We start from the raw sequence: 13,760 nt of genomic DNA on the forward strand, positions 1-13,760 counted from the left end.
ATCTATGTATTTCTTACTATTTTTATCATTGAATTGTATAATCTATTCCAGCCTCTCCATCTTAAATAATTACTTAAACTTTCATTATGAAATACTGTTATAAAAGTACCATTTACCGCCTTTACTTCATTTTTTAAATCTCTAATTTTTCCTAATGACTGTTTTGGTGTTAACTTCATGTAATCGTTTAACGTTGTATCCATCAAAGCAAATGGGAATATTTTTAATGGTGTTTGAATTTCAAAATCTAAATCGTAAAAGTGAAAAGGTGTACATGTAGTTGCTCGAAAACCAACATGTGTTGTATATCCCATCGAATAGTCTTCATCTATCTCTAAATCTATTAACTGTTGATATGTTTCTGGTAAAGACACTCTTAAATAGTGTTGTCTTGAACGTTTAATAGGCATATTAGTTATGTTTTCTAAACGCTCTTTTTCCTTTTTTAACATAGCCGCATTATTAACGGTGTAATAAGAAGGATGTAAGCCTACACGAGCGTAATCAACCATATCTTTTATTAACAATTTAAATTTTCTTTTAGAAGCAGAAACATTAGTATCGAATGTAGTATAATCACCTATTAAAAAGAAAAATATAGTTCTTATGTTATATGTTTTCTTTATATCTATTATTTCTTTAAAGGTATCAAATGGGTCTTTTTTAATATTAAAAAAGACAGCAAATCTATCCCAAACTGTAAAAATCTTAAACTGAGAAATGTCTTTTAAAAAACCTCCCAATATCCTAATAAAACTTTTATACTTATATGCATAAGCATTATCCACATCTATTGTAGATATATACTTATATTTTCTTGTAGTATGTTTAAAATCAGGAAATTTTTGCTTTAAAGTATCGAGAAACTTATATGCCCATATATCAACAAGTGGCTTTTCTAAAAACCCATTTTGATATGCTATACTTTCTTTTACCGAAAAACGGCCATGCTCGTCTTTAATATGCGGTAAATATTCTTCATATCTTGATATTAAATAAAAACTAGCAGCAAAAATATCAAATGGGATCTCAGAAGTTTCAGCCGTTGAAAAAAAACAAGGAGCTTCATCCCATTTTTGAATAATTATTTCTACATCCTTTACACCTTGTTGAAACAACAACTCATTACTTTCAACAAAAAACTCTTTTCCTAAAGGAACATTTGTATATGAAAACTTAGGTCCATTATAAGCTACAAATTCCTCTACTTTCCCTGTAAAATCAATCTGAACTTGTAAAATACGAGTAAATATATGTTTAAAAATATAACGTACTCTAGGAGTAACTTTATGGGTATAAATAAGTATCATAAATAGTAACTAGAATCGTAAAACGACTATAAAATTCCTTCATCTGCAAAGCTAAAATAAGCTTTTTCAGTAACTATTAAGTGATCTAGTAATTTAATATCTAAGGTAACACCTGCTTGCTTTATTTTTTTAGTGATATCAATATCTGATTTACTTGGTGATAATTTTTCTGAAGGGTGGTTATGACAAACAATTACTCCAATTGCAGAAAGCTCTAAGGCTCTCTTATACAACAATCTTACATCTACCAAAGTAGCGGTAAATCCTCCTTTACTTAATTGGTGTTTTGCTAATACTTTATTTGAGTTATTAAGATATAATACCCAAAATTCTTCGTATTGTAAATCACCTATAAGTGGTTGCATAATTTTTGCTACATCAATAGAACTTTTTATTTTAGGCACACTTGCTCTTCCTACAAACTGTCTTCTTTTACCAAACTCTAAAGCAGTTACCACAGATATTGCTTTTGCCTCCCCTATTCCTTTAAATTTCATTAACTCCTCTATAGATAATTTTGCTAAAGCATTTAAGTCGTTGTTTACTGATAATAATATTCTTTTTGCTAAAGCAACTGCACTTTCATCTCTATTTCCAGAGCCAATCAAAATAGCTACTAATTCGGCATCTGACAATACTGTTTTTCCTTTAGACATTAACTTTTCTCTTGGTCTATCATCTAATGCCCACGATTTAATAGAAATCTTATTCATATTATTTTTTTTCTTTTCACAGTCTTATAAATACGTAAATAAACGTAGTCGTTTAATTACAAAACTTTAATTGTTTTTTCTTTTAAATTTATAAATATAATTCATTTTTTGCACAACCAAAAGAAGCACAGTATCTTTGCATTCTATCTTTTTTAATTTTTAATATGAAGATTATTATAGCCGGGGCTGGAGACGTTGGTTTTCATTTGGCTAAACTCCTTTCTTACGAAGCACAAGACACATATGTAGTCGATTTTGATGGTGAAAAATTAGAATATCTAAATAATCATTTAGATGTTATCACCAAAAAAGGAGACGCTACCTCTATAAAGTTATTGAAAGAAATAGGTGTAAGCTCTGCCGATTTATTATTAGCAGTTACTGAAAGTCCTAATACAAACTTTACGATTTCTGTAATAGGTAAAGCATTAGGTGTTAAAAAAACAATTGCTAGAATTAGTAATCCTGAATTTTTAAACAACCCTTGTATTAATTTTAAAGATTATGGTGTAGATTTTATGATCTCTCCAGAAGAATTAGCTGCGGAGGAAATTAAGTCTCTACTAAATCAATCTTCGTTTAACGATACTGTAGCCTTTGAAAATGGAGTTTTTAATATCATGGGAACTACACTTGGCTATAAATCTCCTATTTTAGACCTTACTGTTAAAGAAACTAAAGAGAAGTTTTGTTTAGTAGACTTCATTACTATAGCTATAAAACGTGAAGGGACCTCTCAAACAATTATTCCTCGTGGAGATACTGAGTATAAAATAAACGACCAAGTATATTTTTCTGTGCCAAAATATAGTATTGATAAACTATACCCTATCATAGGAAAAGAATATATAGATATTAAAAATGTAATGATCTTGGGAGGAAGCCGTGTTGGAAGAAAAACAGCGAGAAAACTCTGCAAAGATAATTTTAAAGTAAAGCTAATTGAAAAAGATAAAGACAAAGCCTTACAACTTGCAGAAGATTTACGTAATACATTAGTTATTTACGGTGATGGTAGAGATTTAGAATTGCTGGAAGAAGAAAGTATTAGAGAAATGGATGCTTTTGTGGCTGTTACTGGAGACTCTGAGACCAACATCATGTCCTGTTTAGTAGCTAAATCCAAAGGTGTAAAAAAGACAGTAGCTTTAGTAGAGAATATGGATTATATTAACATTTCTCAAACTATTGGTATTGATACGTTAATTAATAAAAAATTAATTGCTGCAAGTAATATTTTCCGTCATATTAGAAAAGGGGAAATTGTAGCCTTAGCTAATCTGCATAATGTTGATGCTGAAGTTTTTGAATTTGAAGTACATCCAGGTGCTAAAGTAACTCAAAAAATCATTAGAGAATTACGCTTTCCTAGAGAAGCCATTATTGGAGGTGTAATTAGAAATGGAGAAGCATTAATGTCTTTTGGTGATTTTCAAATGCAAAGCGGTGATAGAGCCATTGTTTTCTGCTTACCTGAAGCTATAAATATCGTAGAAGACCTATTTAAGTAATGGAAAACCTTAATCTTAAATTAGTCTATCGTTTTTTAGGAGTTACAGCTATCCTGAATGGGTTATTTATGTGGCTTGCCTTACCCATAAGTTTTTATTACAACGAATCCGCTAAATTAGGAATTCTAAATGCCGGAATTATTACGATAGCAATTGGTTCTTTATTGTTTTTTTTCAATAAACCCGATAATAAAAACATTCATAAAAAAGAGGGATACCTTATTGTTACTTTAGGATGGCTTACCTTATCGTTCACAGGAATGCTTCCCTATCTACTCACAGAAAGTATACCGAACGTAACTAATGCTTTTTTTGAAACAATTTCTGGTTACTCAACCACAGGTTCCTCTATTTTAACCGATATAGAATCTATGCCTAAGGGTATTTTATTTTGGCGAAGTTGTACACACTGGATTGGAGGCATGGGAATTATTGTACTTACCATTGCTATTTTACCTTTATTAGGTATCGGAGGTATGCAACTTTTTATGGCTGAAGCCCCAGGTCCTTCTGCTGATAAACTACACCCAAGAATTACTGATACAGCAAAACGCTTATGGTTAATTTATGTATTGTTAACTGCTATTGAATTTTTACTACTAAAAGTAGCTGGAATGACTTGGTTTGATGCTATTAATCATGCTATGGCGACCGTAAGCACGGGTGGATTCTCTACTAAAAATGCTAGTGTAGCTCATTGGAATAATGCTCCATTAATTCAGTACATTATCATCTTTTTCATGTTTATTGCTGGTACTAATTTTGTACTCACCTATTTTGCATTAAAAGGAAAAGTTAGAAAAGTTATACAAAGTGAAGAATTCAAATACTACCTTTTTGGTATTCTTGGAATAGCTACCATTGTAGCTTTAATGATTATCTTTTTTCAAGATCCCAATCTACAAACTACTATAGAACATCCTAAAGTATGGGGTGAAGTAGAAAGTGCAATAAGACATTCTTTATTCTCTGTTATATCTGTAGTGACCACAACTGGTTTTGTTACTGCCGATTTTACAATGTGGAGCTTTTTTGTTACCGCAATATTTTTCTCTTTATTTTTTTTAGGAGGTTCTGCAGGGTCTACATCTGGAGGAGTGAAAATTGTTCGTCACATTATCTTGTTGAAGAATAGCTTTCTTGAATTTAAAAAATCATTACACCCAAATGCCATAATACCTGTTCGTTATGACGGAAAAGCAGTTAATCAAACAATTATATTCAACATACTTTCATTTTTTGTACTCTACATGCTAATTTTTATAATTGGTACTGTTGTTCTAGCCCTTTTAGGTTTAGATATAAAGTCTGCTTTAGGAGCATGCGCTTCTTCATTGGGTAATATCGGACCTGCTATTGGAAGTGTTAGTCCTGTAGACAATTTTAACCATTTATCAGCAGGTGCTAAATGGTTTTGCTCTTTTCTAATGTTAATTGGTCGTCTAGAGCTATTTACTGTGTTAATTTTATTAACTCCTTTTTTCTGGAGAAAAAACTAACTTAAGTAATAAACTTACCTATAAAAAACATCTCTACTTATACGTATATACCTTAAAAGTACACGTTTGCATATTAATCGAATACGCTTAAACAATAGAATTAAAGTTTAGTGCGGTTTGTTTTTATATTTGGTTTATAGAAAACAAATATTCAACATTTAGCAATTTTACACACTTGTAACAAAAAACTATAACCAACAAATAATTAAACAGTTACACAAAGCATATTGTTTTTTTTACTAAATTGTTGTTCTTAACATTAACTACTAAACTTTTTATTTATGGAACCATTTTTAGGTCAAATTACGATGTTCGGAGGAAACTTTGCTCCAAGAGGTTGGGCATTTTGCGATGGACAATTACTGGCAATTTCACAAAACTCTGCTTTATTTTCAATTTTAGGAACCACGTACGGAGGAGACGGAAGAACAACTTTTGCTTTACCCGATTTAAGAGGTAGAGCTCCAATAGGCCCTAGAAATGGCCCTGGCTTAAGTGATTATAGATTGGGTCAAAGAGGAGGGGTAGAAACGGTTACCTTAAACATTACTCAAATGCCAAGTCATAATCATGCAACTCAAAACAATACAGCTGCTGACCAACATATTCAATTAAGTGCTGATGCTGGTATTCGTAGTACTCCTCAGGCAGGAGATGTTCCTGCTGGAGCAAGTTTTGGATCTGGTATTAGTGCCACACCTGTAAATGCTTATGGACCAGCTAACAATACTGTTAATGGACAAACTATTAGTGCTAATGCTGGTTTGAATATACTTAATACAGGTGGAAACCTACCACATACTAATGTACAACCTTACTTAGCTGTTAATTATATTATTGCTTTGGTAGGTGTTTTTCCTTCTAGAAATTAACTTATTTGCTATAATTCATTTGATAAAATAAAACTCTAGTGAAAATCATTAGAGTTTTATCTGTAAAATTATTTAACCAATCATATACTAAATAAAAATGAAACATCATTACTTTAAATTCTTATTGAATATACTTGTTTATTTTGTGCTTATTTTTTCTAATAAGCAATTGAACGCTCAGACCCCTAGTACTATGGAATTTGGTTCATCAACTGTGGTTTTAGCAACTGGTACAAATCCTAGTGCTGATCAATCAGTTAATTCTCTATTAAATAGCTTTGATATCTCTAGTACATCTAGTGGCAACATTGTTCTTGCCTTTGCCACAAATGGGAACGGAGTAGGTACTGATGCAATTGGTGGAGCCTCGGATGCTGTATTAGCTTGGGCAGGAAACGGTACTTTTTCTGTTAGTTCTGGAACACTATCAACAGATAGTGGTGGGGAAATAGGTATTACATCAATGCAATTTGCTTACCAACAAGCTATAGGTGGTAGCACACTTGATTTCACATTCATTGGTAAAAAAGATGGTGCAACAGTTGGTACACTTGTCTTAGTAGACCCTGCTCATAACTCTGCTATAAATATAAACTTAGCTTCACCTACTACAGGTTCTTTTTCAGATATTGACGAAATAGTTATAACACCTGCTACTCCTATTTTTGGGGGATTTTCAATAGATGGTATGGTAGTTACATCTGCTTTTTCCAATACAGCACCTGTAATTGGAGGAACAACCGCTGGTCAAAGTGTAAATGATAATAGTACTCTTTCTCCTTTTTCAAGTATCACAACTACAGATGCAGATGGAGATAACTTATCTGCTACCATTACATTAGATAATAATGCAAAAGGAACATTAACAGGTACCGGCCTTATTGGTTCTGGTCCTTATACAATTTCAAGTACTACTCCCGCAGACCTACAATCAAAACTAAGAGCTTTATCGTTTAATCCAACAGACAATAGAACATCAACAACAGAAACGACCACTTTTACAGTAGTTATTAATGATGGTACTGTTGATGATACGGATAACACAACAACTGTGATTTCAAGTGCAGTTGCACCTGCTGTTTCTAGTGTGAGTGTACCTACCAATGCAACTTACGTAACAGGACAAAATTTAGATTTTACCGTAAACTTTGACGAGGATGTAACTGTAAATACTACAGGAGGAATACCGCAAATAGCTATTACCATTGGAGCTACCATACGCCAAGCAACCTACATTAGCGGTAGTGGAACAAGTGCTTTGGTTTTTAGACATACGGTTCTTTCAGGGGATCTTGATACTGATGGTATTGCTGTTGGCTCTTTAGCTGCTAATGGCAGTACTTTGAAAGATTCTGGAGGAAAAGATGCTAATCTAACATTAAATAATGTGGGGGCAACTACTGGTGTATTAGTAGATGCAGTCGCCCCTACTGTAACAAATGTTAATGTACCTGCAAACGCCACTTACATATCAGGTCAAAACTTAGATTTTACTATTAACTTCAATGAAAACGTAATCGTAAACACTACTGGAGGAACTCCTCAATTAAGTATTACAGTAGGAGCAACTACTCGTCAAGCAACCTACATAAGTGGAAGCGGAACAAGTGCTTTACTGTTTAGATATACTATACAATCAGGTGATTTAGATTCTGATGGTATTGCTATTGGTACATTAGCTATAAATGGTGGTACTTTAAAAGACGTCGCTACTAATGATGCTAATCTAATTTTAAATAGTGTTGGAAACACAACCGCTGTATTAGTGGACACAGTTGCTCCCATTATAACAAGTGTTAATGTGCCTTCAAACGCTACTTATGTTACAGGTAATAATCTAGATTTTACCGTTAACTTTAATGAAAATATTATAATCAGTACTACTGGAGGAACTCCTCAATTAAGTATTACAGTAGGAGCAACTACTCGTCAAGCAACTTACATCAGTGGAAGCGGAACAAGTGCTTTACTGTTTAGATATACTGTACAGTCAGGTGATTTAGATACTGACGGTATAATGGTTTCTTCTTTAACTGCTAACGGTGGTACTCTAAAAGACACCGCTACTAATGACGCTAACTTAACTTTAAATAGTGTTGGAAGTACAACCGCTATATTAGTAGATACAATTGCTCCTATTGTAACAAGTGTTAATGTGCCTTCAAATGCTACTTATATAGCAGGTAATAATCTGGATTTTACTGTTAATTTTAATGAAAATATTACAATCAGTACTACTGGAGGAATTCCTCAAGTCGCTATTACTATTGGGGCTACTATACGTCAAGCAACTTACATCAGTGGTAGTGGAACAAGTGCTATAGTCTTTAGATACACAGTACAATCAGGTGATTTAGACACTGACGGTATAACGATTTCTACTTTAACTGCTAACGGTGGTACTTTAAAAGACGCCGCCACTAATGACGCTAACTTAACTTTAAATAGTGTTGGAAATACAGCTGGTGTTCTTGTAGGAGTACAAACTATTACTTGGACAGGAGCTAGTGATAATGATTGGAATACAGCTTCAAACTGGGATTCTAATAGTGTTCCATCAACAAATTCTGATATTATTATTCCATCTGGATTAACAAATTATCCAACAGCTTCATCTGCTATTACTTTTAATTCTCTAACAATTAGTAATGGGGCTTCTTTTATACCTCAAAGTACTGTTACTGGTACCGTTACTTATAAAAGAAATTTACCAACTACAAACTGGTATTTAGTATCACCCCCTGTTGCTGGTGAAACTTTAGAAGATATTATTGCTAATCATACCTTGGCTTCTGGTACTGGTGGTAATTTAGGACTTGCTCCTTATAGCAATATTACTGGCCCTGCATGGTTATATGTTCAAAGTGGTAATACAGGAACCATTACTAATGGAATAGGTGTTTCTATTAAATTAGCTACTCCTGGAGAAGTTTCAATCAGTGGAACAGCTAATACTTCTAATATTACTAAAGCTATTTCTACAGGTAGTAGAACTAATTACAACCTTGTAGGAAATCCGTATACATCATACATTAATTCTGCTAGTTTTACAGCTGCTAATTCTGCTGTACTTACCAGCGAAACTATTTGGTTGTGGAATGGAACTCAATACATAACCAAAAACGCTATCAATCCAATTGAAATTGCTCCAGGGCAAGCTTTCTTTGTAGAAGCTGCGGTAAACAATAATGTTATCTTTAGTTCAGCCAACCAAAGTCATCAAAATTCAGATACATTCATGAGACAGGAACCTATTCCTTCAATTGAATTATCTATTGACAATAACGATGTTAAAAGATCTACAGATATCTTTTATGTTTCAGGAAAGACTACAGGATATGATAGAAGCTATGACTCAAAAATGTTTGGGGAAGATACTTCTAACTTAGCTGTTTTTACTGAGCTAATAACTAATAACCAAGGAAAACAATTAGCTATTCAAACATTACCAAACACTAATCATGAAAATATGATTGTTCCTGTAGGTATTAAAGGAAAAGCAGGTGAAAAAATAACTTTTTCAACTATTTCTAAAAATCTACCAGCTAATCTTAAAGTATACTTAGAAGATAGAACAAATAGAGTTTTTACCAATTTATCTGAAGATAATTATACTATAACTCTTACGAATGATACAAACGGTATTGGTCAATTCTATTTGCATACTAGCTCTAAAAAACTTGAAACACCTTCTGTTACCCCTTCATTAGATAATATTAGTATATATAGTTCTTCTAATAATGAAGTTACCATTGTAGGATTGCAAACTAAAGCCAATATAGTTGTTTACTCAATCTTAGGGAAAGAAATTTTAAATCAAAACATAAACTCTAACGGAGTAAGTAAAGTAAGCCTTCCTGAGGTATCTAGTGGTGTATATATTGTAAAGTTAAATTCTGAATTAGGAGAAATCACTAAAAAAATAATCTTAAAATAAGCTAGCTATAAAATCAAGTAATTATGAAGAAAAACATAAAAAAGACTGATACAGATTCTAAAAATATCACTCGCAAAGAAGCTCTAAAAAAAATTGGCGGTTATAGTAAATATGCTGCTTTAACGGCTTTAGGAACTTACATGATTTTAAATCCTCAAAAAGCACAAGCACAAAGCGCCCCAGAAGATCCTGGTAGTGGATTTTAATCTTAAAAACTTCATCCAAAAAACCTCGATAAAATTATCGAGGTTTTTTATCTTTAGTCAATCATGATAAATAAAATAATTAAACGAAGCACAGATAATAAAAGTATTGTTTGGTTTCAAGATAACAATGAATATCTTGTTGTAGATTCTCTTGTGGCTGAAATACTCTCTCTTTTAGATCAAAACGTTGATAAGCAAGAGATAACTACTCAGATTACTAAGCAAGTTGATATTACTTATAAAGAAGCGCTCAGTTTAGTTATAGATATTGAGACTTTACTTATCTCTTCAAAAGAAACTAACAATAAAAGCAAAGTTCATCCTGTAGTTAAACCAACATCTTTTGCTTCAATAAAATATTATAAAATAAAGGATATAATTTTAGAGGTAAAATATGCTTCTGACATAGAAACTTCTCTAATTCATCCTAAGTTTGCTCATTTAGAAACTGAAGAAACTAAAAATATCAATCATAAATTTGAAATCTTTAGTAATGACAATAGCATTTCTCTTTCCGTAGATGATATTGTTATTGATACTTGGAGCTTGAGAGAAGTACATTATTTTCAGGGCAAATTTTCTATGGAATTAGTACAAAAAATCTATAAAAAAAATGAAGATGAATGGATAGGTGTTTTTCATGCTTCAGCAGTTAGCAATAACAATAATTCTATTTTATTTTTAGGAGACTCTGGAAATGGAAAAAGTACATCTTTAGCATTATTACAAGCCAATGGTTTTACTTGTTTAGCCGATGATTTTGTACCTGTTGACAACTCTTTAAATGTACACAGTTTTCCTTCTGCTATATCTATCAAGAAGAATAGTCTAAAAACCTTACTTCCAATATACCCTGAGTTAAAAACATCTGCCGAATATCATTTTAAAAGACTAAATAAAATTGTTCGTTATCTGCCTACAAATAATCATGATTATTCTTTAAAATTACCTTGCAAAGCTTTAATTTTTATTAAGTATCAAAAAAACAGTGGTTTAATCATTGATAAAATTTCCAACATTACAGCTTTTGAACAGTTAGTTCCTGATTCTTGGTTGTCCCCAATATCTCAAAATGCAGAGCTTTTCTTGGATTGGTTTGAAAAGCTACCATGCTATCAATTAACCTATTCTGATAATCAAAAAATGATTACTACTGTCAAAAATATCTTTGCTGATGAATTATAAAGAAACCCTTTTATTTGTTGCAAAATGTTTAACAATCACTCATGAAAGAGACAATTGTAAACTGGTTGAAGAAAAAATAAAAAACAATACGGTTGATTGGAACACTATAGTTAAAGTAAGTACAGCTCAATATGTGTTTCCTGCTTTATATTGTAATTTAAAACGAGCTGACTTCTTACACTATTTACCAACTGATTTAGTAGAGTATATGCAACACATTACTGAGCTAAACAGAAAACGAAATGAACATATTATAGCTGAAGCTAAAGAAATCAACGAGCTTTTGCTCTCAAATAATATCACTCCTATTTTTTTAAAAGGAACTGGTAATTTACTTGAAGGTTTATATGAAGATATTGCTGAACGTATGGTGGGAGATATTGATTTTTTGGTAAACCCTAAAAGCTTTCACTCCACTGTCAACCTTCTTAAAAAAAACGGATATATAGAAAAAACTCCCCACTATATAGATAATACAGTCTTAAATAGACACTATCCAAAAATAACTAAGAAAGGTAAAATTGCTGCAATTGAAGTTCATTACAAAATGATTTCTAATGAGAAAGGGTTTGACTTTAATTTTATTGAAAAAAGTGTAAATAAACTAGCTAATAAGACCACCGTTCTTTCTTATGGGAACCAAGTTCTCTTAACTAGTTTTAACAAGCAAGTCAACGACAAGGGACAATGGACTAAAACTATCTCTTTAAGAAACTCTTATGACCTTTATAGGTTATCTAAAAAAACCTCTGTAAAAACCGTTTTAAACAATTTTGATCATTCAGAGTCCAGTTATTTAAAAAACTTTCTCGCAGCTACTAACTACATATTTAACTCTCCTCAATCATTAGAATATAACAAAACTCATAAATCTGAGAAATACATCAAAAAAGTGATTTTCTTTATGAATACCCCTAAAAAAAGCACTCATAATAAAAGAAAATGGGAATTATACTTTTTATACAAACACCGTTTTTCTATTATTTTAAAGTCTTTTTATGTAAAAGAATATAGGAAATATCTGTTTGATAAATTTTTTAATCAACCAAACTCCTAACCTCATCAAAGTCTAAACCGCCATAATTACCAGAACTCATTAATAATAAGGCTGCATTTTCAAGGTTTTGACTAAATAGGAACTCCTTAAACTCTTTTGGGTTTGTATATATAATCAAATCATCTCGTTCAAAAGCCTTCGCTATTTGTACTGTTGAAACTTCTTCTAACTGTTTAATTTTTACAGCATGGGGAGAATAAAACACTACTGCTTTGTCTGCTTTATCTAAAGCTCCTTTGTATTCTGATAAAAACTCAGCATTTAAACTGGAATAGGTATGCAACTCTAAACATGCTAACAAAGTTCTATTTGAATATTGATTTTTAACCGCTGCTGTCGTAGCTGCTACTTTAGATGGTGAATGTGCAAAATCTTTAAACACAACTGTTGAAGAATTTTCAGCAACCTTTTCCAAACGTTTACTTGCACCTTTAAAGCTTGCTATCGCTTCATAAAACTCATCTTCATCAATTCCCATGTGTTGACAAATCCACTTTGCTCCTGCCAAATTTTGTAAGTTATGTTCTCCAAAAATTTCTAACGGCAAATCTCCTTCTTCAGTTTCCAAATAAGTAATTCCATTATCAATAAAATAATCTGGGGTTTTATAAGGATACTTTTTTATCGGATGACTAGAACTTTCTACAACTTCTTTTAAAATCGCATCTTCCTCATTATACACCATAATTCCACCATTCGTTAAAGAATCTGTAAAAATTGAAAACTGTTCAACATAGTTTTCAAACGTTGGGAACACATTGATATGATCCCAAGCAATTCCACTTAACAATGCAATGTTCGGTTTGTACAAATGAAACTTTGGACGCATATCTATAGGAGAACTTAAATACTCATCACCTTCCAGAACAATAAACTCATTTTCTTCGGTTAAATGTACCATTGTATCAAAACCATCTAACTGAGCCCCTACCATGTAATCTACTTCCCTATCATGATAATTCAACACATGTAAAATCATAGAAGTAATCGTTGTTTTTCCATGAGAACCACCTATAACCACACGAGTTTTATCTTTAGACTGCTCATATAAGAATTCTGGATATGAATAAATTTTCACTCCAAGTTCTTGCGCTTTTAATAACTCTGGGTTATCTTTTTTTGCATGCATTCCTAAAATTACAGCATCTAAATCAGCGGTTATTTTTTCTGAAAACCAACCAAACTCATTCGGTAATAAACCTTTATTTGCTAAACGAGTTTTTGACGGGTCATGAATTGTATCATCACTTCCTGTTATTTGGTATCCTTTTTGTTGTAATGCGATTGCTAGGTTATGCATTGCGCTACCTCCGATAGCTATAAAATGAATTTTCATAGTGTTGTTATCTGTAATGTAAGCGTCAAAAATACAAAACCAAGCGAGAATTTTAAGTATCTTTAAATCGAAACTCATTAAATAGCTATGTTAACTCACTCAAATAGTATCTTTACAAACTTTAACTTGTAAAA

10 protein-coding genes are annotated in these 13,760 nt (G+C 32.0%); 7 read left to right on the top strand and 3 right to left on the bottom strand.

Annotated elements, in window-relative coordinates:
- Positions 1-2: 2 nt before the first annotated feature.
- Both AC3VJB_RS08220 and radC read right to left on the bottom strand, forming a co-directional pair.
- On the bottom strand, positions 3-1,310 hold the full coding sequence (locus tag AC3VJB_RS08220) for a polysaccharide deacetylase family protein (RefSeq protein WP_047789850.1): 1,308 nt from the start codon (positions 1,308-1,310) through the stop codon (positions 3-5).
- 26 nt (positions 1,311-1,336) lie between these two features.
- Positions 1,337-2,023, bottom strand: coding sequence for a RadC family protein (gene radC / locus AC3VJB_RS08225; RefSeq protein WP_073181449.1), 687 nt, complete (start codon positions 2,021-2,023; stop codon positions 1,337-1,339).
- Between the two features lie 164 nt (positions 2,024-2,187).
- Between radC and trkA the strand changes: the two genes are divergently transcribed.
- From trkA to AC3VJB_RS08260, 7 genes are all read left to right on the top strand, one after another.
- Positions 2,188-3,534, top strand: coding sequence for a Trk system potassium transporter TrkA (trkA, locus tag AC3VJB_RS08230; protein WP_047789852.1), 1,347 nt, complete (start codon positions 2,188-2,190; stop codon positions 3,532-3,534).
- Complete coding sequence (locus tag AC3VJB_RS08235) at positions 3,534-5,033, top strand: TrkH family potassium uptake protein (RefSeq protein WP_159613088.1); 1,500 nt, start codon at positions 3,534-3,536, stop codon at positions 5,031-5,033. Before trkA ends, AC3VJB_RS08235 begins: the two co-directional genes overlap by 1 nt.
- A 281-nt stretch (positions 5,034-5,314) precedes the next feature.
- Positions 5,315-5,905 (top strand): phage tail protein, encoded by a 591-nt coding sequence (locus tag AC3VJB_RS08240; protein WP_047789854.1) that lies wholly within the window; start codon positions 5,315-5,317, stop codon positions 5,903-5,905.
- Between the two features lie 169 nt (positions 5,906-6,074).
- Positions 6,075-9,842 carry a beta strand repeat-containing protein gene (locus AC3VJB_RS08245; RefSeq protein WP_497667016.1) on the top strand — a complete coding sequence of 1,256 codons (3,768 nt, stop codon included), beginning with the start codon at positions 6,075-6,077 and terminating at the stop codon, positions 9,840-9,842.
- A gap of 23 nt (positions 9,843-9,865) precedes the next feature.
- Positions 9,866-10,048 (top strand): hypothetical protein, encoded by a 183-nt coding sequence (locus AC3VJB_RS08250; protein WP_047789856.1) that lies wholly within the window; start codon positions 9,866-9,868, stop codon positions 10,046-10,048.
- A 63-nt stretch (positions 10,049-10,111) separates the two neighbouring features.
- Positions 10,112-11,233 carry a phosphoenolpyruvate carboxykinase (ATP) gene (locus AC3VJB_RS08255; protein ID WP_281979678.1) on the top strand — a complete coding sequence of 374 codons (1,122 nt, stop codon included), beginning with the start codon at positions 10,112-10,114 and terminating at the stop codon, positions 11,231-11,233.
- Complete coding sequence (locus AC3VJB_RS08260) at positions 11,223-12,290, top strand: nucleotidyltransferase domain-containing protein (protein ID WP_281979679.1); 1,068 nt, start codon at positions 11,223-11,225, stop codon at positions 12,288-12,290. The genes AC3VJB_RS08255 and AC3VJB_RS08260 overlap by 11 nt, the downstream gene beginning before the upstream one ends.
- Here AC3VJB_RS08260 and AC3VJB_RS08265 read toward each other — a convergent pair.
- Positions 12,271-13,626 carry a UDP-N-acetylmuramate--L-alanine ligase gene (locus tag AC3VJB_RS08265; RefSeq protein ID WP_497667314.1) on the bottom strand — a complete coding sequence of 452 codons (1,356 nt, stop codon included), beginning with the start codon at positions 13,624-13,626 and terminating at the stop codon, positions 12,271-12,273. The two genes, AC3VJB_RS08260 and AC3VJB_RS08265, sit on opposite strands and share 20 nt — an antisense overlap.
- Between the last annotated feature and the right edge of the window lie 134 nt (positions 13,627-13,760).

Source organism: Tenacibaculum sp. TB-53, from assembly GCF_059716285.2.